The organism is Caulobacter sp. BK020 (assembly GCF_004342605.1).
Classification (GTDB): Bacteria; Pseudomonadota; Alphaproteobacteria; order Caulobacterales; family Caulobacteraceae; genus Caulobacter.
On record NZ_SLZL01000008.1, the window covers coordinates 1 to 23,067 of the forward strand.

Annotated in this window: 19 protein-coding genes; 6 read left to right on the top strand and 13 right to left on the bottom strand. The window is 71.0% G+C overall.

Annotated features, from left to right (window positions below; translation table 11 throughout):
• Positions 1-168 precede the first annotated feature (168 nt).
• Positions 169-807, bottom strand: coding sequence for a TetR/AcrR family transcriptional regulator (locus tag EV278_RS11350; protein ID WP_132090977.1), 639 nt, complete (start codon positions 805-807; stop codon positions 169-171).
• A 167-nt stretch (positions 808-974) separates the two neighbouring features.
• Here EV278_RS11350 and EV278_RS11355 point away from each other — a divergent pair, with 167 nt between their 5' ends.
• The 5 genes from EV278_RS11355 (at position 975) to EV278_RS11375 (ending at position 7,973) form a co-directional block, all read left to right on the top strand.
• A complete protein-coding gene (locus EV278_RS11355; RefSeq protein WP_132090980.1) occupies positions 975-1,154 on the top strand; it encodes a hypothetical protein in 180 nt (59 codons plus the stop codon).
• Between the two features lie 50 nt (positions 1,155-1,204).
• Entirely contained in the window at positions 1,205-2,383 is a 1,179-nt protein-coding gene (locus EV278_RS11360) for an efflux RND transporter periplasmic adaptor subunit (RefSeq protein WP_132090983.1), read from the top strand.
• 172 nt (positions 2,384-2,555) lie between these two features.
• Complete coding sequence (locus EV278_RS11365; protein ID WP_132090986.1) at positions 2,556-5,732, top strand: efflux RND transporter permease subunit; 3,177 nt, start codon at positions 2,556-2,558, stop codon at positions 5,730-5,732.
• A gap of 155 nt (positions 5,733-5,887) precedes the next feature.
• Positions 5,888-7,288, top strand: a complete 1,401-nt coding sequence (locus tag EV278_RS11370; protein WP_132090989.1) for an efflux transporter outer membrane subunit — start codon at positions 5,888-5,890, stop codon at positions 7,286-7,288.
• 292 nt (positions 7,289-7,580) lie between these two features.
• Entirely contained in the window at positions 7,581-7,973 is a 393-nt protein-coding gene (locus EV278_RS11375) for a hypothetical protein (RefSeq protein WP_132090992.1), read from the top strand.
• A gap of 164 nt (positions 7,974-8,137) precedes the next feature.
• Here the strand turns inward: EV278_RS11375 and EV278_RS11380 are convergent, their stop codons facing one another.
• The 8 genes from EV278_RS11380 to EV278_RS11415 form a co-directional block, all read right to left on the bottom strand.
• On the bottom strand, positions 8,138-9,718 hold the full coding sequence (locus tag EV278_RS11380; RefSeq protein WP_132090995.1) for a HAMP domain-containing sensor histidine kinase: 1,581 nt from the start codon (positions 9,716-9,718) through the stop codon (positions 8,138-8,140).
• Positions 9,715-10,452: a response regulator transcription factor gene (locus tag EV278_RS11385; RefSeq protein ID WP_132090998.1), complete on the bottom strand. Its 738-nt coding sequence runs from the start codon at positions 10,450-10,452 to the stop codon at positions 9,715-9,717. Before EV278_RS11385 ends, EV278_RS11380 begins: the two co-directional genes overlap by 4 nt.
• A 93-nt stretch (positions 10,453-10,545) precedes the next feature.
• Positions 10,546-11,565, bottom strand: a complete 1,020-nt coding sequence (locus EV278_RS11390; RefSeq protein ID WP_132091001.1) for a helix-turn-helix domain-containing protein — start codon at positions 11,563-11,565, stop codon at positions 10,546-10,548.
• Positions 11,566-11,976: 411 nt separating this feature from the next.
• On the bottom strand, positions 11,977-12,441 hold the full coding sequence (locus EV278_RS11395) for a hypothetical protein (protein WP_132091004.1): 465 nt from the start codon (positions 12,439-12,441) through the stop codon (positions 11,977-11,979).
• A gap of 11 nt (positions 12,442-12,452) precedes the next feature.
• The gene (locus tag EV278_RS11400) at positions 12,453-13,835 is read right to left on the bottom strand and encodes an HlyD family type I secretion periplasmic adaptor subunit (RefSeq protein WP_132091007.1); all 1,383 of its coding nucleotides are present in this window, start codon (positions 13,833-13,835) and stop codon (positions 12,453-12,455) included.
• Complete coding sequence (locus EV278_RS11405) at positions 13,832-15,601, bottom strand: type I secretion system permease/ATPase (protein ID WP_132091010.1); 1,770 nt, start codon at positions 15,599-15,601, stop codon at positions 13,832-13,834. The genes EV278_RS11400 and EV278_RS11405 overlap by 4 nt, the downstream gene beginning before the upstream one ends.
• Positions 15,602-15,739: 138 nt before the next feature.
• On the bottom strand, positions 15,740-16,675 hold the full coding sequence (locus EV278_RS11410; RefSeq protein WP_132091013.1) for a Gfo/Idh/MocA family oxidoreductase: 936 nt from the start codon (positions 16,673-16,675) through the stop codon (positions 15,740-15,742).
• Between the two features lie 111 nt (positions 16,676-16,786).
• Positions 16,787-19,084: a glycoside hydrolase family 3 N-terminal domain-containing protein gene (locus EV278_RS11415; protein ID WP_132091016.1), complete on the bottom strand. Its 2,298-nt coding sequence runs from the start codon at positions 19,082-19,084 to the stop codon at positions 16,787-16,789.
• Between the two features lie 106 nt (positions 19,085-19,190).
• On the opposite strand from EV278_RS11415, the gene EV278_RS11420 reads away from it, so the two are divergent.
• Positions 19,191-19,424: a hypothetical protein gene (locus tag EV278_RS11420; RefSeq protein WP_132091019.1), complete on the top strand. Its 234-nt coding sequence runs from the start codon at positions 19,191-19,193 to the stop codon at positions 19,422-19,424.
• Positions 19,425-19,546: 122 nt separating this feature from the next.
• On the opposite strand, the gene EV278_RS11425 is transcribed toward EV278_RS11420, so the two are convergent.
• The 4 genes from EV278_RS11425 to EV278_RS11440 form a co-directional block, all read right to left on the bottom strand.
• Positions 19,547-20,437 (bottom strand): oxygenase MpaB family protein, encoded by an 891-nt coding sequence (locus EV278_RS11425; RefSeq protein WP_132091022.1) that lies wholly within the window; start codon positions 20,435-20,437, stop codon positions 19,547-19,549.
• Positions 20,438-22,054: a fatty acid--CoA ligase gene (locus EV278_RS11430; RefSeq protein WP_132091025.1), complete on the bottom strand. Its 1,617-nt coding sequence runs from the start codon at positions 22,052-22,054 to the stop codon at positions 20,438-20,440. It abuts the gene before it with no gap.
• Positions 22,055-22,180: 126 nt separating this feature from the next.
• Complete coding sequence (locus EV278_RS11435) at positions 22,181-22,609, bottom strand: hypothetical protein (RefSeq protein WP_132091028.1); 429 nt, start codon at positions 22,607-22,609, stop codon at positions 22,181-22,183.
• A gap of 98 nt (positions 22,610-22,707) precedes the next feature.
• A complete protein-coding gene (locus EV278_RS11440) occupies positions 22,708-23,007 on the bottom strand; it encodes a hypothetical protein (RefSeq protein ID WP_132091031.1) in 300 nt (99 codons plus the stop codon).
• Positions 23,008-23,067 lie beyond the last annotated feature (60 nt).

Genomic DNA, 23,067 nt, shown 5'->3' on the forward strand with positions numbered 1-23,067 from the left:
CTCACGCTGAGGCACGGTCTTCAAGGACCAAGGATGAAGCCGAGCGCCGTCCGCCGACAACTCTCCTACAGTCTCGTCAACAGACAAGGATGAGGGACTCAGAGCAGCAACAAAGTTCCTCATCCTGAGGTGCGAGCCGCAGGCGAGCCTCGAAGGACGCACGGTGTCTCAGCAGTCCGGCTTGTCCAAGTGCGCCTTGATCAGCGCCCGACCCGCCCGCGCCACGGCCCGCACGGGACCGGCCGCGCCCAGGGTGACCCGGGCGGTGTAGGACCCTTCCATCAGCAGCATCAGGCCATCGGCCAGATCGTCGTTCGAAGCGCCAGCGCGCCGGCACAGATCGACCAAGCGCGCGTGAAGCTGCTGCTTGTAGGCCACCGACACCTTCTGGGCCGGATGGTCGGCCTCATGCAGCTCGATCGCGGCGTTGGACAGGGGGCAGCCGTGGACGTCGGCGTTGCAGGCCTTGGTCTCGAAGGCGTCGAAGATCGCCTCCAGCTGGACTCGCGGGTCGCCGCAGGTGCAGCCGACGACCTCGTCCCACCAGGCCCAGTAGTCGCGTTCCTGCTCGCGCAGCACCTCGGCGACCAGCTCGTCCTTGGACGGGAAGTTACGGTACAGCGTCATCTTGGTGGCCTCGGCCTCGGCGGCGATCGCCTCGACCCCCACCGCGCGGATGCCGTGCTGATAGAACAGCTCGCGGGCCGTTTCGAAGATCCGGTCACGAGCCGGTCGCTTGGACGACGGGGCGCACACGGGCGCCTCCAGATCGTCCAGCTTGCCCCCGCCAGAATTTCTCTCAGCCATTTTCACAGCACCTCACCTTGACGCGAGAGTTACCGGTCAGTATCTCTCACCGCGTGGATGATACCGAACGGTATCGTCACATACGACTACATCGTCACAGATGGACGTCACGTCAAGCAACAGCAACTGCGACATTTAATCCTTAACCCCGGAACGGAGCGCGAGCCATGCCCCCGAGCGTAAGCCCAGACACCGCCGCCCCGTCCGCCAGCGTTCCCCGCTGGGTCGGCGCCCCCGCCCGATCGCTGCGCAAGCTGATCGGCCAAGGGGCTGGCGGCTCGTCCATCCGGGACTGGGCGGCCTCGCCCAAGGCCCGCCAGAAATCCCGGCGCCCCGTCTGGGAATAGAAAAACACCCGCGTCTCCTCCCCCGCTTCTTCTGTCCGACAGGTACGCCTATGTCCCTCCGCCCCGTTTTCACCTCGTTCGCCGGCCTGGCCGCCATGGCCGTGCTGGCCGCCTGCAGCGCCCAGGCCAAACAGGAAGCCGCCCCGCCGCCCGCCCAGGTCACCATCACCCCGGTGGCCTTCAAGGCGCTGCGCCAGTGGGACGACTTCACCGGCCGCCTCGAGGCGGTCGACACGGTCGACATCCGTCCGCGCGTCAGCGGCTATGTCGACGGCGCCCGGTTCGAGGAAGGCGCCCGGGTCCGCAAGGGCCAGGTGCTGTTCCAGATCGACCCCCGCCCCTACCAGGCCGAGGCCAACCGCGCCCAGGCCGAGGTGGCTCGCGCCAAGGCCCAGCTGGATCTGGCCGTCGTCAACCGCGAGCGCGGCCGCCGGCTGCTGGAGCAGAACGCCCTGGCCCAGAGCGAGTTCGACCGCTTGTCCGCCGAGGAAAAGGCCGCCCAGGCCAATCTCGGCGCCGCCAACGCCGCCTACCAGACCGCCAGGCTGAACCTGGAATGGACCCGCGTGGTCTCGCCGATCGACGGCCGGGTCTCCAAGGCCGTGATCACCCGCGGCAACCTGGTCACCCCGTCCGACCTGCTGACCACGGTGGTCAGCGACACGCCGATCTACGCCACGTTCAACGCCGATGAGCAGACCTTCCTGAAGTACGCCGCGGCCGAACGCGGCAAGGCCAGCCCGGTCTATATGGGCCTGATGACCGAGGACGGCTATCCGCACCAGGGCCAGCTGAAGTTCATCGACAACGCCCTGGACGCCAAGAGCGGAACGATCAACGGCCGGGCGATCTTCGCCAACGCCGACGGCCGGTTCACCCCCGGCCTGTTCGCCCGCATCCGCATGGTCAGCGACACCTCGCAGACGGTGGCCCTGGCCCCCGACCGCGCCGTGGCCACCGACCTGGGCAAGCGCTACGTCGTGGTGGTGGGCGCCAACAACAAGGCCGAGTACCGCCCGGTCGAGATCGGTCCGCTGGCCGGCAATCTGCGCATCATCCGCACCGGCCTCAAGCCCGGCGACCGGGTGATCGTCGGCGGCCTGCAGAAGGTCAAGCCGGGCGACACCGTCAACCCGGTCGTCGTCAAGACCGACCTGTCGACCGACCTGGCCCAGTTCGAGACCGGTCCCCAGCGGGTCGCGATGATCAACAGCGTCGGCCAGAACTAGACCACTTCTCCCTTCCCCCTCGATGGGGGAGGGGCCGGGGATGGGGGTGAAAGCGCGTCAGGATAAGGCGCCGCCCGCGACACACTCCCCGCCGCAGTCACCCCCACCCCTGCCCCTCCCCCATCCAGGGGGAGGGGGTTCTCCCTCCTCGCCTCCTCCCCGGAAGCCTCCCATGAATTTCTCAAAGTTCTTCGTGAGCAGACCGCGCTTCGCCGCCGTGCTCTCGATCGTCATCTTCATCGCCGGGCTGGTGGCTCTGCCGCGCCTGCCGATCTCGGAATATCCCGAGGTGGTGCCGCCCACCGTGGTCGTGCGCGCCGCCTATCCGGGCGCCAACCCCGCCGTCATCGGCCAGACCGTCGCCGCCCCGCTGGAGCAGGCGATCAACGGCGTCGAGGGCATGATCTACCAGTCGTCGCAGTCGGCCTCCGACGGGGCGATGATCCTGACCGTCACCTTCGCCCTGGGCACCGACCTCGACAAGGCCCAGGTGCAGGTCCAGAACCGCGTCGCCCAGGCCCTGCCGAAACTGCCCCAGGAGGTGCAGCGCATCGGCGTGACCACCGACAAGGCCTCGCCCGACCTGACGCTGGTCGTGCACATGATCTCGCCCAACAACCGCTACGACATGCTGTATCTCAGCAACTACGCGCAGCTGAACGTGCGCGACCGCCTCAAGCGGGTCGACGGCGTGGGCGACGTGCAGATCTTCGGGGCCGGCGCCTACTCCATGCGGGTGTGGCTGGATCCCGAGAAGCTGGCCTCGCTGAACATGACGGCCGGCGACGTGGTGAAAGCCCTGCGCGAGCAGAACGTCCAGGTCGCCGCCGGCCAGCTGGGCGCCCCGCCCACCAACATGGGCTCGGACTTCCAGCTGTCGATCAACGCCCCCGGCCGCCTGACCGACGAGGAGCAGTTCCGCAACGTCATCATCCGCTCGGGCGCCAACGGCGAACTCACCCACCTGGGCGACGTGGCCCGCGTCGAGATGGGGGCCAACAACTACGCCCTGCGCAGCCTGCTCGACAACAAGTCGGCCGTGGCCATGCCGATCTTCCAGCGTCCGGGCTCCAACGCCCTGCAGATGGCCGCCGACATCAAGAAGACGATGAAGGAGCTGAAGAAGGAGTTCCCCGAGGGCGTCGACTACGAGATCATCTACGACACCACCGCCTTCGTGCAGGAATCGATCGACTCGGTGATCCACACCCTGATCGAGGCGATCATCCTGGTGGTGCTGGTGGTGGTGCTGTTCCTGCAGGGCTGGCGCGCCTCGATCATTCCGCTGATCGCCGTGCCCGTCTCGCTGATCGGCACCTTCGCGATCCTGCTGATGCTGGGCTTCGGCCTCAACGCCCTGACCCTGTTCGGCCTGGTGCTGGCCATCGGCATCGTCGTCGACGACGCCATCGTCGTGGTCGAGAACGTCGAGCGCAACATCACCAACGGCCTGCCGCCGCCCGAGGCCACCCGCAAGGCCATGAGCGAGGTCACCGGACCGATCATCTCCACGGCCCTGGTGCTGTGCGCGGTGTTCATCCCGACCGCCTTCATCAGCGGCCTGTCGGGCCAGTTCTACCGCCAGTTCGCCCTGACCATCGCCATCTCGACGGTGATCTCGGCCTTCAACTCCCTGACCCTGTCGCCGGCCCTGGCCGCGGTGCTGCTCAAGAGCCACGACGCGCCCAAGGACCGCTTCCAGAAGGTCATCGACGCGGCCCTGGGCTGGCTGTTCAACCCGTTCAACCGCTTCTTCGCCAAGGCCTCCAACGGCTATGTCCGCAATGTCGGCCGCACCCTGGGCCGCTCGACCGCGGGCCTGGTGGTCTACGGGATCCTGCTGGCCCTGACCATCGGGGCCTTCATGAAGACCCCCGGCGGCTTCGTGCCCCAGCAGGACAAGGCCTATGTAGTCGCCGTCGTGCAGCTGCCCGACGCGGCCTCGCTGGACCGCACCGAGGCGGTCATCCGCCAGATGGGCGACATCGCCATGAAGGTGCCGGGCATCAAGCACTCGGTGGCCTTCCCCGGCCTGTCGGCCAACGGCTTCATCAACAGCCCCAACTCCGGCGCGGTGTTCTTCCCGCTGGACGACTTCAAGAACCGCAAGGATCATGACCTGTCGGCCAACGCCATTGTCGGCCAGCTGAACCAGAAGTTCGGCGCCATCCCCGACGCCCAGATCGCGGTCTTCCCGCCGCCTTCGGTGCAGGGGCTGGGCACGATCGGCGGCTTCCGCATGCAGATCGTCGACCGCGCGGGCCTTGGCCCCGACGAGCTGAACAGGCAGACCCAGAACCTGATCGACAAGGCCCGCAAGGATCCTGCCCTGGCCGGCGTGTTCTCGACCTATCAGGTCAGCGTGCCGAAGATCGAGGCCAACATCGATCGCGAGAAGGCGCGGGCCTCGGGCGTTTCCCTGACCGACCTCTTCGAGACCATGCAGGTCTATCTGGGCTCGCTGTACGTCAACGACTTCAACCGTTTCGGCCGCACCTACGAGGTCAACGTCCAGGCCGACCAGAAATTCCGCCTGCAGCCCGAGCAGATGCTGCGCCTGCAGACCCGCAATGGATCGGGCCAGATGATCCCGCTGGGCGCCTTCGTCAGCTTCAAGGAAGCCACCGGCCCCGACCGCGAGAGCCACTACAACGGCGTGCTCACGGCCGAGATCAACGGGGGCCCGGCCCCCGGCTACTCGACGGGCCAGGCCCAGAAGGCGCTGGAGGACCTGGCCAAGCAGGAGCTGCCCAACGGCATGGGCTACGAGTGGACCGAGCTGACCTACCAGCAGATCCTGGCGGGCAACACGGCGGTCTACATCTTCCCGCTCTGCGTGCTGCTGGCCTTCCTGGTGCTGGTCGCCCAGTACGAAAGCTGGAGCCTGCCGCTGGTGGTGATCCTGATCGTGCCGATGACCCTGCTGTCGGCCCTGGCCGGCGTGCTGCTGACTCATGGCGACAACAACATCTTCACCCAGATCGGGCTGATCGTGCTGGTGGGGCTGGCGTGCAAGAACGCCATCCTGATCGTCGAGTTCGCCAAGGAGCGCGAGGAGCATGGCGACACGCCGCTGCAGGCGGTGCTGGAAGCCTGCCGCCTGCGCCTGCGGCCGATCCTGATGACCTCGATCGCCTTCATCATGGGCGTGTGGCCGCTGGTCGTCTCGCACGGGGCGGGCGCGGAGATGCGCCGGGCCATGGGCGTGGCGGTGTTCTCCGGCATGCTGGGGGTGACGGTCTTCGGCCTGGTCCTGACCCCGATCTTCTACTTCGTGATCCGCCGCAACACCGCCCGCCGGGCGGCGCTGAAGGCGGCCCGTTCGACCGACGCCGTGGAGGCGCACTGATGCTTGCGTCCTCTCCCCTCCCCCTCGATGGGGGAGGGGCCGGGGGTGACCACGGCGGTGGACGACACCCCGACCGCGCCACCTCCGGAACCTCTCCCACCCCCATCCCCAGCCCTTCCCCCCTCCAGGGGGAAGGGAGACCTCCGAGGTCTCTCATGACTACCTTGAAAACCAGCTTCATCGTCACCGCCTCGGCGCTCCTGCTCGCCGCCTGCGCCGTCGGCCCCGACTACAAGACCCCCGTCCAGGCGCCGGTGGTGCTGCAGAACGCCCCGGCCGGGGCGTTCTCGACCGCCGCGCCCGAGGCCCAGTGGTGGAAGGCGTTCAACGACCCGGTCCTGGACGGCCTGATCACCCAGGCTCTCTCCGGCAACCTCGACATCCGCGTCGCGGTCGCCCGGGTGGACGAGGCTCGGGCCCTGTTCAAGGACGCCCGCCTGGACCAGCTGCCGCGGGTCACCGCCAGCGGCGCCTACGTCAAGAGCGACCAGCAGCAGCCCGGCTCGAACGGCCAGCGGGTGGAGAGCGAGACCTACCAGGCCGGCTTCGACGCCGGCTGGGAGATCGACCTGTTCGGCCGCGTCCGCCGGGGCGTGGAATCGGCCCGGGCCGAGGCGGGCGCGGCCCAGGCCGACCTGCGCGACGCCCAGGTGACCATCGCCGCCGAAGTGGCTCGCAACTACTTGGAGCTGCGCGGGGCCCAGGCCCGGCTGGCCGTGGCCAACCGCAACCTCGACACCCAGCGCGAGACCCTGCGCCTGACCCAGGTGCGCTACAACGCCGGGGCCGGCAGCCCGATCGACGTCGCCAGCGCCCAGGCCCGCCTGAACGCCACCGAGGCGGCGATCCCGTCGCTGATCACCGCCGAGAAGCGGGCCAACTACCGGCTCTGCGTCCTGGTGGGCAAGCGGCCGGGCGAGCTGGACCCCGTCCTCGTCACCAAGGACGCCGAGGTCACGCCGCTGATCGCCGCCCTGCCGATCGGCGACGCCGCCGACCTGCTGCGCCGGCGTCCCGACGTCCAGGCGGCCGAGCGGCGCCTGGCCGCCCAGACCGCCAAGGTCGGGGTGGCCACGGCCGACCTGTTCCCCCGCGTGCGGGTGACCGGGTTCATCGGCTTCCTGTCCGGCACGGCGTCGGGCTTCGGAAACAGCGCCAGCCAGGCCTGGTCGGTGGCCCCGGCCGTCTCCTGGCCGGCCCTGGACCTGGGCGGCGCCCACCAGCGGCTGAAGGCGGCGGAGGCTCGCAACGACGCGGCCCTGGCCAGCTACGACCAGACCGTGCTGCGGGCGCTGGAGGACCTGGAGACCGCCCTGGTCGCCTACCGCCAGCAGCAGGCCCAGCTGGTCAGCCTGACCAACCAGGCCGCCGCCTCCCGCCGCGCCGCCGAACTGGCCCGCATCCAGTACAAGGAAGGCGGCATCGACTTCCTGGTGCTGCTCGACGCCGAACGGACCCTGCTGGCCGCCGAGGACTCGCTGACCGTCGCCGAGACCGGGGTCAACACCAACGTCGTGGCGATCTACAAGGCCCTGGGCGGCGGCTGGACGTCTTAGCGGCGAAAGTTATCCACAGGGCTTCCCCCTCTCACCGTCATCCCGGGCCTTGTGCCCGGGACCCCTGGTTCAGCCCGCACGTGAGACGCCAGCGAACCGCCGGCGGTTCGCCCCATCGGCACCAGCGGCGGACCAAGGGGTCCCGGGCACAAGGCCCGGGATGACGGGTGCAAGGGTGGCGCGAGGGCGTCTATCCCCGCCATTTCCGAAGCCAGCTTCAACGAAATCAACGTACTACACAAAAACGCACGTTTCCGATCCTCACCCTCCAGGACGGCCGCACACTAGCGGCATGACCCAAGCCCAAGACATCCCCACCTGGTGCGTAAACTTCCAGCTCAAGCTGATGGCCGCCCTCGACGCGGCCTGGAAGTCCATCGAGACCACCAACGATCCCATCGCCATCCGCCAGGCCCGCGACAAGGCCCGGGCCATCGGCGACCTGGCCGCCATGGCCCGTAAGGTCGCCCTGATCATCCCGACGCCGCGCGGCAAGCCGCGGCTGGCCGAAACGGCCGCCGCCGGACTGCACGCCGCCCAGGGCGTGGCCAATGTCCGCGCCATGCTGGCGGACTCAATGCAGCCGGCGGCTCCCGAAACCGCCCCAGCGGCCCCGGCGCCCCAGGCCGAGATCGCCCGCCGGGCGCTGGACAAGCTGAAGGGCGGCCGGCGCGGACGGCTTTAGCGGCGACCCCTTGCCCCCTACGGATCGCTTCGCGATCGTCTTCCCCCAGAGGGGGAAGAGCGCTGCCACAGGTCCGTGCGAAGGCTCCGCCCCCTATGGGGGCGGACAGACCGCGAAGCGGTCAGGTGGGGGCAAGTGAGCATGATCCCACACAAAGGCCGCCCTCACCCCCGCGGCAACCCCACCTCGAACCCCGCCCCCGCCGCCGTCTCGACCAGCGAGATCCACCCCGAGCTCGCCGCCAGCAGCGACCGAGCGATCGACAACCCCAGCCCCGTCCCGCCCGTCTCCCGCCGGCTGGTGAAGAACGGTTCGAACAGGCGCTCGCGGTCGGCCGCCGGCACCCCCGGGCCGTCGTCGGTCACCCGCAGCACCACCTCGTCGCCCACCGCTTCGGCGCGGATCGTCACCCGGCGCGCGCCCGCCTGACGGCTGTTCTCGACCAGGGTCGTCAGCACGGTCTCGACCGTCGCCTCGGGCGCGGCGACCAGCGGCAGGCCGTCCGGCAGGTCCAGCGCCACGATCACGTCGCGGCCCTGGGCGTCGGCCACGCGCCGGGCCACCGGGGCCAGTTCGGAGGCGACGCCGGCCTGGGGCATGGCCATATCGGCCCGGGCCAGATCCATCAGCCGGCCGACCAGCTGCGAGAGCCGGGCGCTGTCGGCCGAGATGTTGGACAGGAACCGTCGGCGCTCATCGGGGGTCATGGTGTCGAAGTGGTCGTCCAGCAGCTCGACCGCGCCGGTGATGCCGGCCAGCGGGGTCTTGAACTCGTGGCTGACGGCGGCGGCGAAGTCGCGCAGGTAGCGCGAGCGCACGGCGATGGCGTCGGCCATCACCCGGAAGTCCTGGTAGAGGTCGCGGATCTCGACGGCGGCGGTGGCGGGGGTCTCCGGCACGCTGCCCTGGCCGGCGGCCACGCTGCGGGTGGCGGCGCTCAGCGCCTCGATCGGCCGGGTCACGCCGCGCGACACCAGGCCCGACAGCAGCACCAAGAGCAGGATCGTCGCCGCGCCGCCGACCAGCAGCTTGCCCCGGTCCTGGTAGACGCCGCGGAACAGCGCCCGGGGCGAGCGCGACAGCAGCAGCGCCCCGACCACCTGGCCGTTGACGATCACCGGCCGGGCGTGGTGCAGGCGCACGGCCGAGGCGCGGCTGAGCCACTCGAACGAATAGCGCGGGTGATAGGCCCCGTTGCGGCGCAGGACCGTGCGCGAGCGGCCCTTCAGCGCCGCCTGGATCTCCGGCAGGGCCGCCAGGCTGCCGCCCTGCCCCAGGCCGCGCACGACCACGCCGTGGCGGTCGACGATCAGGATCGAGGCCAGGGTGCTGCGGCTGGTCTGGTCGAAGATCGGCTCCAGCACCTCGGCGGCCGCCTCGGCCTGCGGGTCGGCCTTGGCGCCGGGGACCGAGGCCGGCCGCTCGGGCAGCAGGGGCGAGCTGCGCAGGTCGACGCTCGTGGCCTCGGGGCGGTAGTAGCCGGGGTCGTCGCGGGCGTCGGGATCGGCCGGGGTCAGGTCGCGCACCGCGCCCGGCCACAGGTTGGCCGCGGCCGAGGCCAGGGCCGCGCCCTGCGAGGTCAGCTCGGCCTCGGTCTGGCGCACCAGGGTGTTCTCGTAGGTGCGCAGGAACACCGCCCCGATGGCCGGCATGGCGGCGGCGAACAGCAGCACGGTCAAGAGGATGGTGCGCAGGCGAAGGGCCGGCCACCAGCGCCGCAGCCATGCCCCCAGACGGTCGTTCATCCGCCGACGCCGACCCCCATTCCCGAGGAACCCTGGCAGGCCCCCAGCCGGTAGCCGATCCCGGCCCGCGTCTCGATCACGTCGTGCCCGCCCACGCCGGCGAACTTGGCCCGCAGGTTGCGCACGTGGCTGTCGATGGTGCGGTCGGTGACCGCGAAGCCGGGACCGCGCAGGCGGTCGATGATGGCGTCGCGGCTGAACACCTTGGTCGGGGTGGCGGCCAGGGTCTTGAGGATCGTGAACTCGGTGACCGTCAGCGACACCTGGCCGTCGGCCCAGGCGGCGCTCCAGGCCTCGGGGTCAAGGCTCAGACGGCCGCGGACGATGCGGCCGTCGGCCGGGACGGCCTCGGCGCCCTTGGCGCTGGTCCGGCGCAGGATGGCCTGGACGCGGGCCGTCACCTCGCGCGGGCTGAACGGCTTGACCACATAGTCGTCGGCGCCCAGCTCGATGCCCAGCACCCGGTCGATCTCGTCGTCGCGGGAGCTGAGGAACAGGATCGGCAGGTCGCCCTGGGCCCGCAGCCGTCGGCAGACCTCCAGCCCATCCAGGCGCGGCATGTTGATGTCCAGCACCACCAGGTCGGGCGTCCGCTCGGCCACGGCCGCCAGGGCCGCCTCGCCGTCGGCCGCCTCGCGGGTGTCCAGCCCGGCCTTGGCCAGGGCGAACACCAGGAGCTGGCGGATGTGAGGATCGTCGTCGACGACCAGGATCGTGCGCTGCATGTCGCCCATGTTCAGCGCTCCGCGTGCGGGGTCAACCGGGACGACAGGGCGGATCGGCGCGTTTGCCGTGCAGATCCGGTGCAGACGTCCGCCCCGCCCGCCTTAGGTCCCCCGCACGGCGTCGGTCCACTTGGCGAACGGGGTGTCGGGCTCCTCGCCCAGGCTGGGCTGCAGCGAGCGCAGATCGCTGGGACGGATGTTGAACGCCTTGCGGAAGCTGCGGCTGAAATGGGCTTCGCTGCTGAAGCCGCACTGGAAGGCGATCTCGCTGATCCGCCGCCCGCGCTTGGGATCCAGCAGGGCCGCGCGGGCCAGGTGCAGGCGGCGCTCCCAGATATAGGCCGTCACCCCGCCCAGGGGTTCGAACAGCCGGTAGAGGGTGGAGCGCGACACGCCCAGCGCCTCGCTGATCCGGGCCGGGTTGAGGCTGGGCTCCAGCAGGTTGTGCTCGACATAGGCCCGGGCCCGCGCCAGCACGGGGGACTCGCGCATGCCGAAATCGGCCCGCCCGGCCTCCATGGCCAGGCACGCGCCCAGCAGCGCGATGGTGGCCCGGGTGATGCCCGGCAGGGTCTGCGGCAGCAGCTGGGGGAACCAGCGGGTCACCGCCGTCAGGTGCTCGATCAGCAGGCCGGCGCGGTTGGCGTCCAGCACCATGCCGTGCAGGTCGATGTCGGGCGCCACGGCCTTGACGTCGGCGCGCGGCAGGAAGGTGGTCAGCACCTTGACCGCCGTGCTGTGCAGCAGCATCGGCCGCGACAGGTCGCAGATCCCCACCTCGCCCGGCCCGAAGGCGAACGGCTTGCCGTCGAAGTCGCCGGTGTGCGAGCCGGCGATCTGGAACTGGACGATATAGTGGTCCAGGCCGTCGGCGGCGATCATCTCCGGCGTGCGGAACATCGTCTGACCGCCGGTCTCGGTGACGTAGAAGGCGTGGGGCCCCAGGCGCAGCGCGGTGATGTTGGCCGTGAAGCCCGGTTCCGGGTCGCGCGCGTCGAGCGCCTTCAGCACTTCGCGCCGATAGTAGTCGTGCCGCTGCTCGGGCGGGACGCTCCGGGTGCTGAAGTTCGTCCGCCCCAGCCGAAAGTCCGTTTCGGCAGGCGGGTCCAGAGATTGATTCATGTGGCCTCCCCCAAGGCACAATCACGCATTCACCGTACTGGCCAATGCGTGCGTTCGTCGCACCACGCGAGAGCGGCGTTTTCCTTTGAGACAAGGGATCAAGAAAATGGAACCGGCATGTAATGGTCGCGCCGCGCAAAGCCTTACTGGTGTCGTCCGCTTCGGACGAACGCCGATCGACAATCCGCGCCGTCCGCGACCCGTGCGCCGAGGCTCGGCCGCAAGGTCATCGGCTTGGAGAACGGCGCAGCGCGAGACCTTGGGGGAGGTCGCGCGACCAGCGCCGCCCACGTCCCGGAGGGGGACCTGAAAACTGAAGGCGGGCCTTGGGGAGGCCCGCCTTTTTTATTCGCCGATCCAAGTTTCGCGTCCGCCCGGAGCCCGCAGCGCCTCAAAGGCTCGGCTGGATCCCTACTCCCAGGAAAAGACTGTGCGTAGAGCGCAATCCGAAGGGGTCTGCCCTTCCTCGAACAAGGTCACGCGCCGGATGGCTTCCATCTGGCGCGCGGTGAGCGGCGCGGCCGAACTGAAATAGGCCGCGCCATGGCCGCCGTTCCAGAGGGCGACCACATGCCCCCCATCCGTCTCCCGGCGTTGCGCGAACCTTGCCGGCCTCGTGCTCGTCCCAGCCTCGACGATCCGTCCCTTCGGCCGCCCGGCCCAGCCGATTCCGCGAACATGGAGCACGCCGAACGGTCCCTCCCAACGGAAGTCTCCCGCGTGGATACCGCCCTGGAGCGTCGTGACCTTCTCGCCAGGCAGCAGGTCGATGATCGGCGAGTAGCCACAGAAGCGCGCCGGTCCCTTCAGATCAGCGGCCTGGCCCTGTGTGCAAAACACCATGACCAGCGCCGCCGCCCCGACCAGCGCTTTCATGCCCGCCCCCTCTAGTGCTCGCGGCCCATCCGCCAGAAGGTCTGGAACATCGGCTCGACCAGATAGGCGAGGGCCGAGCGCTTGCGCAGCGGGATCAGCACCTCGACCGGCAGGCCGGCCTGCAGGCCCGACTGGGCGCCGCGCACCTTGCGGATCTTGTCCAGTTCCTCGGGCGGGGCCGAGACCTCGGCCCGGAAGTACTGCACGCCGGTCTTCTCGTCGGTGAAGCTGTCGGCCGACAGCTCGGTCAGGGTGCCGTTCAGCAGCGGCAGGTCGCGCTCGTGCAGCGAGGTGAAGCGGATCTGGGTCTTCTGGCCGGGCTTGAGGTCGTCGGCGTCGTTGGGCGAGACCTTGGCCTGGATCACCAGCCGGCGATCCTGGGGCACGATCTCCATCAGGGTCTGGCCGGGCGCGACTACCCCGCCCACCGTGAAGACGTTGAGCCCCACCACCTTGCCGCTGGACGGGGCGCGGACCGTGGCCCGGGCCAGCTGCTCGCGGGCGGCCAGCACCTTGGGCTGCAGGTCGTCCAGTCGCACCTGCACGTCGCGCAGCTGGCCGGAGACCTCCTCCATCATCTGGCGCTCCAGCGACAGGGTCTGCAGCCTGGTCTCGCCGATCTGCTCGGCCGAGCGGGCGATCTGGGCGCGATAGGCGCCGTCCTCGCCGGTCAGGGAGGCGGCGCTGCGCTGCAAGGCCAGCACCCGGGTCTTGGGGGCGAAGCCCTTGGCGGCCAGATCCTGCACGCCCTTCAGCTCCTCCTCGATCAGCTTCTGCTGCTCGCGGTTGGCGTCCAGCTGGCGCTCGGCGCCGCTGCTCTGCTGGCTCAGCTGCAGAATCCGCTGGTTGAGCACCCCGCGCTGGGTCTGCAGCGAGCTGCGGCGGGCCTGGAACTGCTGGCGCTGCAGGCGCAGGGCGTCCTCGGCCAGGGGTTTGTCCTCGGGGGCCAGGTCGGCGAATTCGGGCGGGGCGGCGACGGCCGGCAAGCGGTCGCGCTCGGCGATCAGGCGGGCGCGCTGGGCCAGCAGGGTCAGGACCTCGCCGGTCATGCCCCGCTCGTTGGCCCGCAGCTCCGAGGCCGACAGCTCCACCAGGATCTGGCCCTTGACCACGCTCTGGCCCTCGACCACCCGGATGGCGGTGACCACCCCGCCGTCGCGGTTCTGCACCGCCTGGCGGTTGCCAGCCACGGCGATCACCCCGTGGGCGTAGGCCCCGGCGTCCAGCGGCGCCAGGGCCGCCCAGCCGAGAAAGCCGACGAAGAACAGGCCGGCCACCCCGGCCCCGATGCGGATGATGCGGACCGGATCGTCGGACAGGCGCGGCGGAAGCTTGGCGGCGGCCTCGCCGGTGGTTCCGGCGGCCGGGGAGCCCTGGAAGGTCGTGTCGGTCATGGCTTGGCGGCCTGCAGGGGAGTGACGGTCGAGCCGGGCTTGCCCGGAGCTTGGCCGGCGGCCTGGGCGGCGGCGGCCATCTTGGCCACGACCTCGGTGCGGGGACCGAGCATCTCGACCTGACCGTCGCGCAGCACCAGCAGGCGGTCGGCGATGTTGAGGATGCCGGTGCGGTGGGCGACGATCAGGATCGCCGCGCCCCGCGCCTTGGCGGCCAGGATGGCGTTGTTCAGCGCCGCCTCGCCGTCGGCGTCGAGGGCCGAGTTCGGCTCGTCCAGGATCAGCAGCGTCGGCTGGCCATAGAGGGCTCGGGCCAGGGCCACGCGCTGGGCTTGGCCGGCCGACAGCCCGCGTCCACCGGCCCCCAGCACGGTGTCATAGCCCTTGGGCAGGCGCAGGATCAGCTCGTGAACCCCCGCCTCCTGCGCCGCCGCCACGACGTCGGCGTCGACGATGGCCGGATCGGCCCCGGCCCAGATGGCGAAGCGCGAGATGTTGTCCTTGATCGAGCCCGCCAGCAGGCCGGAGTCCTGCGGCACATAGCCGATGTAGCGGCCCAGCCGGTCGCCGTCCCAGTCGGTCATGTTGGCGCCGTCCAGGCGCACCACGCCGACCTCTGGGGTCATGGCCCCGGCCGCCACCCGCGCCAGGGTGGTCTTGCCCGCGCCGCTGGGACCGATCACGCCCAGGATCTCGCCCGGGGTCAGGCGCAGGCTGACGCCGCGCAGCAGCACCGGACCTTCGCCGGGCGCGCGCACCGCCACCTGCTCCAGGGCCAGGGCCCCGGTGGGCGCGGGCAGCTGGGTGCCCGACACCTCCAGGCCGCGGCCGGGCGGGAACAGCTTGATCAGGTTGTTCAGCGCGCCGCGCGCCTGGCCGACCACGGCCCACGAGCCGACCAGCTGCTCGATCGGCTGCAGGGCCCGGCTCATCAGCACCGAGGCGGCGATGATCGCCCCGGCCGAGATCTGCTTGTCGACCGCCAGCCAGGCGCCCAGGCCCAGGGCCGCCGACTGCAGGAACATGCGGGTGAACTTGGTGGCCGCCGAATAGCCGCCGCCGGTGAACTGGGCCTTGGCCGACAGATCCAGTCCCGCCCGGCGGTCGGCCAGCTGCCGCTCGCGCAGGGCGCCGCGCATGCCCAGCGCCCGCACCACCTCGCCATTGGCCGCGGCCGCTTCCTGCGAGGCGTAGGCCTGGGACTGGGCGACGAAGGCTTCGCGGGCCCGCGCGCGGGTGGCCCGCTCGTTGAACACCGCCAGAGCGACCAGCAGGGCCCCGCCGGCGATGGTCATCACGCCCAGGGCCGGATGGATCATGAAGGCGACCAGCACGTAGATCGGCGTCCACGGGATGTCGAAGGCGGCCACGGCCACCGGGCCCGACAGGGCCTGGCGCACGATGTCGAACTCGCGCATGCCCTGGGCCGAAGCCCCTGGGGCCATGGCGCTCATCAGCTTCTGCAGGATGCCGCCGGCCAGCAGTCGGTCCAGGCGCAGACCGGCCAGGGTCAGCAGGCGCGAGCGAACCGATTCCAGCGCCGTCTGGGTGCCCAGGGCGAAGGCCACCACCAGGGTCAGGTACAGCAGGGTCAGCCGGCCCTCGGTCGGCACGACGCGGTCATAGACCTGCATCATGTAGATGGTCGGGGCCAGCAGCAGGATGTTGATCAGGGCGCTGAAGACGGCCGCGGCCATCAGGTGCGGCCGGCACGCCCGCAGGGCGGCGACCAGCGGCGGCGGCAACGGGGCGTCCAGGAACTTCACGCGTCTCTCCCACGGGCGCGCCCCTCCTTCGCCCGCTCCACGTCGCCGGACGAAGGCCCACACCCCTTCGGCGGTACCTAACGTCGCCCCTGGGGCGAATGCAAGGCGGTCTTGCGCCAGCGGCGCGAGGTTTGCCCCCTACTCGACGAAGGCGGGCGCCGTGACCCGCCGCCCCAGCAGGAAGGCGTCGGCCACGTGGCGCAGCGGCGTCACGTCGACGTCCGACGCGCCCGTCGCGATCAGCTCGGCGAAACGGGCGTAGAGACCCGGATACTCGGCCTCGGGCTGTTCGTGGACCAGCTGGCCGTCGATCCACAGCCGCGCCCCGCCATGCGACAGGCGCAGGGCGCCGCCGTCGGTGTCGACCTCGATGTCCCAGCTCTGCGGGCCCGTCTGCAGGAAGTCGAACTCGGCGGTGACCGGCACGCCGGCGGTGTCGACGAAGGCCAGCTCGGCCTGGATCGGCGACTGGCGGTTCTCGGGCACGTGCAGGGTCGCTTGCGTCAGGAAGAACGGGCGCGGCAGCACGGCGGTGGCGATCGACAGGGCGTTGATGCCGGGATCGAACACCCCCAGCCCGCCCGGCTCCCAGATCCAGTCCTGGCCCGGATGCCAGACGCGGACGTCCTCGCGCCAGTGGATCCGGGCGGCGGTGACCGTCCGGCCCGCCAGCCAGTCGCGCGCCGGGGCGACGGCCGGAGCGTAGCGCGAATGCCAGGTGGCCTGCAGGGTGACGCCCCGGGCCTCGGCCACCTGGCGCAGGTCTTCCACCTCGCTCAAGGTCGCGCCGGGCGGCTTTTCCAGCATCACGTGCTTGCCGGCCTCCAGCGCCTGGCGGGCCAGGCGGTGGCGCACCTGCGGCGGGGTGCACAGGGCCACGGCGTCGAACGCCACGCCGCTGGCCAGCAGGTCGTCGAACGTGTGGAAGCTGGGCAGGCCGGGCAGCTCGGCGTGGCGGCTGACGATCGCCACGAGCTCGAACCGGGGATCGGCGGCCATGGCCGGCAGGTGCTGGTCGCGGGCGATCTTGCCCAGGCCGATCAGGGCCACGCGGATGGGGGTGGCGACGGTCATGGGGCCTCGTGACTCTGGAAAATGTTATTTGTAGGATAAATGATCGGGAGAGGTGGCGATGTCAAACACCATCCTCTTGATCCCTCTCTTTTCGAGAGAGGGAATTTCACCCTAAGCCCCCAGCAACTCAAAACTCGCGGCCAGCCCATCGACGGCGCTGTTGGCGACCCACAGGTCGAACATCCCCGGCTCGGCGATCCAGCGGTCGTTGTCGCCGACGAACATCAGCGAGCCGCGCTCGAGCGTGAACCGCACCTCGCGTTTCTCGCCCGGCTTCAGCGCCACGCGCACGAAGCGCTTGAGCTCGCGCACCGGCCGCGTGCGGCTGGCCACCCGGTCGCGGACATAGAGCTGGACCACGTGCTCGCCAGCGACCTTGCCGGTGTTGGCGACGTCGACCGTGACCTGGAGCTTGTCGTTCCAGGCCAGGCGCGTGGTCGACAGCCGCACGTCGCTGAGCGCGAAGCTGGTGTAGGACAGGCCATGGCCGAATGGGTACAGCGCCTCGTTGCGGGTGGTGCGCCAGCGGGCCTTGTACTCCTGGCTGTCGTCGGCCTGGGGCGCGGGACGGCCGGTGGTCCGGTGGTTGTAGGTGTAGGGCTCCTGACCGCTCTCGTGCGGGAAGCTGACCGGCAGCCGGGCCGACGGGTTGACCTTGCCGAACAGCACGTCGGCCACCGCATGGCCGGTCTCGGTGCCCAGGAACCAGGTGGCCAGCACGGCCGGGGCGGCCTTGACCGCCCCCTCCAGCACCAGGGCCCGGCCGTGGCGCAGCAGCACCACCGTCGGCTTGCCCACCGCCCCGACCAGCTCGGCCAGCTGCTGCTGGACGCGCGGCAGGCCGATCTCGGTGCGCGACTGGGCCTCGCCCGACATGTTCTGGCCCTCGCCGACCGCCAGCAGCACCACGTCGGCGGCCCGGGCCGCGGCTACCGCCTGGTCATAGCCGCCGGGGATCACGTTCTCGACGTCGCAGCCCCGGGCGACGACCAGCTGCGAGGGATCGGCCATCGCCTCGCGGATCCCCGTCGCCAGGTCGACGCCCAGGCTCTTGTCGCCGAAGAAGGCCCAGGGCCCCAGGATGTTGTCGCGGTCCTCGGCGAACGGCCCGATCAGGGCGAGCTTGCGTCCCCGGGTCGGCAGGGGCAGCAGGCCGCCGTCGTTTCGCAGCAGCACGATCGACCGCGCGCCGGCCTCGCGCGACAGCGCCCGCATGGCCGGTGTGGCGGTGTTGGCGGCCTGGGCCTTGGGGTCGATCGAGCGGTAGGGCCGGTCGAACAGGCCCACGGCCTCCTTCAGGCTCAGCACCCGGCGCACGGCGTTGTCGACCGCGGCCATCGGGACCAGGCCCTGGGCGACCAGCTCGGGCAGGTAGCGGCTGTAGAGGCCGCTCTGCATGCTGATGTCGACCCCGGCCAGGATCGCCAGGCGCGCGGCGTCCTTGTCGTCGGCGGCGTAGCCGTGGGCCACCAGTTCCTGGTCGGCGGTGTAGTCGGAGATCACCACGCCCTTGAAGTTCCACTCGCCGCGCAGGATGTCGGTCAGCAGGTGGCGGTTGGCCGTGGCCGGCACGCCGTTGATGTCGTTGAAGGCCGACATCACCGCCAGGCAGCCAGCGTCGAAGGCGGCCTTGAACGGCGGCAGGTGGACCTCGCGCAGGGTCTCCTCGGACAGGTCGACGGTGTTGTAGTCCAGCCCCGCCGCCACCGCGCCGTAGGCGGCGAAGTGCTTGGCGGTGGACAGCAGGCTGTCGGGCGCGGTCAGGTCGCGCCCCTGGAAGCCGCGCACCCGGGCCTGGGCCATCACCTCGCCCAGGAACACGTCCTCGCCCGAACCCTCGGCGCCCCGGCCCCAGCGCTGGTCGCGGGCCACGTCGACCATCGGGGCGAAGGTCCAGTGGTTGCCATAGGACGACGCCTCGACCGCGGCCGCCCGCGCCGTGCGCTCGGCGAGATTCGGGTCGAAGCTGGCGGCCTCGGCCAGGGGGATCGGGTAGACGGTCTTGAAGCCGTGGATCACGTCGGCGGCGAACAGCAGCGGGATCTTCAGGCGCGACTGCTCGACGGCGGCGGCCTGGGCCAGCAGCGCGCCCTCGACCCCAACGCCGTTCATCAGCACGCCGATCCGCCCGGCCCGGACGTCGGCCAGGATCTGCTGGGTGTTGCGCTGGTTGACCAGCGGATTGATGTCGCCGACCGGCGGCCGGATCATGTCGGAATAGCACGACAGCTGGCCGCACTTCTCCTCCATGGTCATCTGGGCGATCAGGGCCTCGACCCGGGGCGAGGCGGCGCGGGCGGCGCCCGCTCCGGCCAGGGCGAATCCCGCCAGGCCCGTCGCGCCGGCCAGGACCGCCCGCCGGTCCACGCCCTGCCGCTCCGGACCCTGTCGCCCGCTGCCCGTCGCCATGAAGCCTCCCGCACTGAATCGCGGCAAACTCGCCAGAAACGCCGTCCGGTGCAATGGTGCGTTATCTGAGGAGCGACCCCACGCCTTCAACCTTGGAGACACGCTCATGACCACTCGCTGGCGCATCGATGTCCGCCTCGGCGACGCCCCGCCGCAAGCCCCGCTGCGCAGCGTCGTGGTCGAGGCCCAGACCGAGGTCGAGGCCCTGCGCCTGGTCCTGGCCCAGGCCGAGCAGGACAAGGCCGACGCCGAGGAACTGCTGCAGGACGGCCAGGAGGAGGTGTTCTCACGGACGGAGGTCCGGGAGGGGCATGTGGAGCATCAGGGGCGGACGGATTGAGGTTTTGGGGGGCGAACACTTGCCCCCACCTGACCGCTTCGCAGCCTTCTCACCGAGCTCTCTTCCCCCTCTGGGGGAAGACGATCGCAAAGCGATCCGTAGGGGGCAAGTGATCGCCGCCCCTAGCGATACAGATAATCCCCCGGCAACCCCAGCCGCAGGCAGGCCTCGACCGGCGGGGTTCCCTTCACCGGCCACCGATCCGCCGCCGCCCCGGCCAGCCGCACCAGCCGCCCCTCGACCGGCCCCAGGTTCCACACGCGGTCCAGCCCCACGATCTCGCGCACCTCGGGGGGCGTGATCGCCACCGCAGCCCGGATCAGCGCGCCCTGCAGGCCGCGCAGCGGAGCCGGCAGGATCGCCGTCCCGCGCATCAGGTCCAGGAACTCGAAAACGATCGCGTGCCGCTCCAGCCGGGGCAGCATCGCCGCCAGCCGGCCCTCCCACTGCGCCACCGAGGCCGGGGCCCCGGTGGAGCCGTACAGGACCGCCGCCGGGGCCGCCTCGGCGTAGAAGCGGTCGCGGTCGGCGGCGTCCAGCGGGCCGACATAGGCGTGATAGGCCTCCAGGAAGCCGAAGCTGGCGGTGGCCTGCACCCAGTCCAGCAGCTCGGCGTCGTTGGCCCGGTAGGCCGCCCCCGCCGGGGTGTCGCCAGCGACCCGGTCGTGCCTTCGCCGCACGCCGGCGATCATCGCCTCGGCGGTCGAGCGCGCGCCATAGACCGTGACCATCGCCGCCAGCCCGGTGCGCTTGAGGCGCGGCAGCGGATCGGTCCGGAAGCTGGAATGCTCCCAGACCCCGGTGCGCACCCGCGGCTCGGCCAGCTCCAGGATCACCGCCGCCACCCCGCCGACGAACAGGGCGACCGGGTTCTTGAACACCCGCCACGACACCGAGTCGGGCGCGGCCAGGGCCGGCTCGCCGGCCGGCCGGCGGAAGTCGACCCGGGGCCCGCCCTCGACCTGGTAGAGCTGCCGGACCAACCCCGCCAGGCGCCCTCCGGCGTCAGCCATTCAGTTCACCTGCCGGGATCGGCCCGCCCAGTACGGCTCGCGCAGTTCGCGCCGCAGGACCTTGCCCGAGGCGTTGCGCGGCAGGGCGCCGACAAAGTCGATGGTCTTGGGGGCCTTGAAGCCGGCGATGCGGCCCTTGGCGAAGGCGATGATGTCGGCCGGATCCTCGGGCGCGCCGGGCTTGAGGGCGACCACCGCCTTGACCGCCTCGCCCCAGGTGTCGTCGGGCACGCCGATCACCGCCACCTCGGCCACGTGCGGATGGCCGTAGACCGCGCTCTCGACCTCGGCCGGATAGATGTTCTCGCCGCCCGAGATGATCATGTCCTTCACCCGGTCGTGGATGAACAGGTAGCCGTCGGCGTCGAGATAGCCGGCGTCGCCGGTGCGCAGCCAGCCGTCGGCGTCGATCGCCTGGGCCGTCGCCTCGGGCAGCTTCCAGTAGCCGGCCATGTTGGCGGGCGAGCGCACCGCCACCTCGCCCACCTCGCCCGGCGGCAGGCCCTGGCCGTGCTCGCCCAGGATCCTCAGCTCGGCGCCCGGCATCGGCCGGCCGGCCGAGCGCATGCGGGCGCCGCCGTCCGGGTCGTGGTCCTCGGGCGGCAGGTAGACCACCGTGCCGGTCGTCTCGGTCATGCCGTACTGCTGGACGAAGCCGCAGCCGAACACCGCGACGCACTCGCGCAGCAGGTCCAGCGGAATGGGCGCGGCGCCGTACAGGATGTGGCTCAGGCGGCCGTAGTCGACCTGGCGCGCGCGCGGCAGGCGCACCACCGCCTGCAGGGCGGCGGGGACCATGAACATCTTGGAGACCCGGTCCTTCTCGATGAAGTCCAGCACCCTGGCCGGGTCGAACTCGCGGGCCACCACGCCCTTGGCGCCGTTGATCAGCCCGACCACGCCCCAGCCCGTGCCGCCGATATGGGCCACCGGCATGGCCACCAGGCTGACGTCGTCGGGGCCCCAGCGGTTCCAGTCCAGGTCGGCCTCGGCCGCCAGCCGGCGCGGGACCAGGATGTTGGCGTGGGTCAGCATCGCGCCCTTGGGCCGGCCCGTGGTGCCCGAGGTGTAGAGCTGGACGGCGACGTCGGCCGAGGTGATCGTGACGTCCGGCCGCTGGTCCTCGGCCGCGTCGCGCCAGGCCTCGAACACCGGATGGCCATAGGGGTTGGCCTCCATGGCCACGACGACCGGGTGGTCCAGCATCAGCACGGCCACGTCGCGGACATGGGCCAGGACCTCCGGTCCGACGAACACCATCCGGGCCTCGGCGTCGCCCAGGATGTAGGCGATCTCGCGCGGGGCCAGCCGCCAGCCGATCGGGGCCAGCACCACCCCGGCCTTGGCGGCGCCGAACAGCAGCTCGAAATAGTGGTCGCTGTTCTTGCCGACATAGGCGATGCGGTCGCCCTTGACCAAGCCCTCGGCCAGCAGGGCGGTCGCCACCTGGTCGGTGTGGCGGTCGAAGGCGGCGAAGCTCGTCGAACGGCCTTCGAACACCAGGGCGGTCGCCTCGGGCCGGACCTCGCGGTGATGGCGGGCGACGTCGCCCAAGGTCGTCAGGCGATCGAAATCGACGCCGGGTCCTGGGGCGGGTCCTGGGGCCGGTCCGGACATGATCGACGGGTCTCCTCGCGCGGTCCGTGGCGATCTGGCGTCGCCGTTCGGGGTCAACGACAGGATGTGGGGTATTTTCGCCGCTCGGCTAGGGGGAAAGCACGATCGCCCCGGTCGCCGCCGCCGTCAGGCCCTGGAGCCCAGCCGCCGGGCGTTGGCCGTGGCGGCGGCGTGGATCGGGACCAGCATCGCCGACTGCCAGGCCAGGCCCAGCGACAGCATCCGGCCCCAGAAGGCCATCGCGCCGGTCGCGGCGGCCAGGCTCGGCGTCGCGCACCAGGCCTGGGCGAAATAGCGGTTCGACTCCGCGGCCATGGCCAGCCAGGCGGGTCCCGCGGCGGCCGCGCCCTTCGCGAAGGCCAGGGGCTTTTCCGAAACCATGCGGCCCAGCTCGGCGTAGTTTCCCCGCATGGGATCCTGCAGGGCCTGGACGATCATCGGCGCGCGGGCCCCGATGACGCTGAGCGAAGCCAGGGCCAGCTCGGCGTTGACGCTCGCCAGGGCGACGGCGGCGGCGGCGGTCGTCCTTCGACGGGACTTGCGAGGTCTGGGCATGCCAGGACAACGCAGCCCGCTCCGTCTTGGCTCCGCCCGCACGAAAAAGGCCGGCCCCGCGCGGCGAGACCGGCCCTTCCCGAGGGGGACGAGACGTCCTAGTGGGCGGCGTCCTTGGCGTCGTGCCCCGCGTCCTTGGCGGCGTCGCCGGCCTTCTCGGCCGTGTCGCCCGCCGCGGCGGCGGTGTCGCCGGCGGCCTTGGCCGAGGCCGTGTCGCCGGTCTGGGCGGCGGTGGCGCTGGCGTTGGCGGCCTGGGCCGCGGCGTCGGCGGCCTGCTGGCTGGACGCGGCGGCCGCGTTGGCGTCGGCGGCGGCCTCGTTGGCCTTTTCAGCCTTGGGCTGGCAGGCCGCGGCCCCGATGGCGAGGGCGGCGACGGCCGCGATGGTCACGATACGCATACTGTGAAGTCTCCCTAAAAGCTCCCCGACATCTTTGCCGTGGGCAGTCAGGGAACCCGG

Excerpts from the sequence above, each read along its gene's own strand:
- EV278_RS11425 (WP_132091022.1), bottom strand. The coding sequence starts at position 20,437 with ATGGCTGACGCCGGAGGGCGCCTGGCGGGGTTGGTCCGGCAGCTCTAC.
- EV278_RS11410 (WP_132091013.1), bottom strand. The coding sequence starts at position 16,675 with ATGACCGTCGCCACCCCCATCCGCGTGGCCCTGATCGGCCTGGGCAAG.
- EV278_RS11360 (WP_132090983.1), top strand. The coding sequence starts at position 1,205 with ATGTCCCTCCGCCCCGTTTTCACCTCGTTCGCCGGCCTGGCCGCCATG.
- EV278_RS11435 (WP_132091028.1), bottom strand. The coding sequence starts at position 22,609 with ATGCCCAGACCTCGCAAGTCCCGTCGAAGGACGACCGCCGCCGCCGCC.
- EV278_RS11420 (WP_132091019.1), top strand. The coding sequence starts at position 19,191 with ATGACCACTCGCTGGCGCATCGATGTCCGCCTCGGCGACGCCCCGCCG.
- EV278_RS11350 (WP_132090977.1), bottom strand. The coding sequence starts at position 807 with ATGGCTGAGAGAAATTCTGGCGGGGGCAAGCTGGACGATCTGGAGGCG.
- EV278_RS11395 (WP_132091004.1), bottom strand. The coding sequence starts at position 12,441 with ATGAAAGCGCTGGTCGGGGCGGCGGCGCTGGTCATGGTGTTTTGCACA.
- EV278_RS11365 (WP_132090986.1), top strand. The coding sequence starts at position 2,556 with ATGAATTTCTCAAAGTTCTTCGTGAGCAGACCGCGCTTCGCCGCCGTG.
- EV278_RS11375 (WP_132090992.1), top strand. The coding sequence starts at position 7,581 with ATGACCCAAGCCCAAGACATCCCCACCTGGTGCGTAAACTTCCAGCTC.
- EV278_RS11380 (WP_132090995.1), bottom strand. The coding sequence starts at position 9,718 with ATGAACGACCGTCTGGGGGCATGGCTGCGGCGCTGGTGGCCGGCCCTT.
- EV278_RS11400 (WP_132091007.1), bottom strand. The coding sequence starts at position 13,835 with ATGACCGACACGACCTTCCAGGGCTCCCCGGCCGCCGGAACCACCGGC.
- EV278_RS11415 (WP_132091016.1), bottom strand. The coding sequence starts at position 19,084 with ATGGCGACGGGCAGCGGGCGACAGGGTCCGGAGCGGCAGGGCGTGGAC.
- EV278_RS11355 (WP_132090980.1), top strand. The coding sequence starts at position 975 with ATGCCCCCGAGCGTAAGCCCAGACACCGCCGCCCCGTCCGCCAGCGTT.
- EV278_RS11385 (WP_132090998.1), bottom strand. The coding sequence starts at position 10,452 with ATGGGCGACATGCAGCGCACGATCCTGGTCGTCGACGACGATCCTCAC.
- EV278_RS11430 (WP_132091025.1), bottom strand. The coding sequence starts at position 22,054 with ATGTCCGGACCGGCCCCAGGACCCGCCCCAGGACCCGGCGTCGATTTC.
- EV278_RS11440 (WP_132091031.1), bottom strand. The coding sequence starts at position 23,007 with ATGCGTATCGTGACCATCGCGGCCGTCGCCGCCCTCGCCATCGGGGCC.
- EV278_RS11390 (WP_132091001.1), bottom strand. The coding sequence starts at position 11,565 with ATGAATCAATCTCTGGACCCGCCTGCCGAAACGGACTTTCGGCTGGGG.
- EV278_RS11370 (WP_132090989.1), top strand. The coding sequence starts at position 5,888 with ATGACTACCTTGAAAACCAGCTTCATCGTCACCGCCTCGGCGCTCCTG.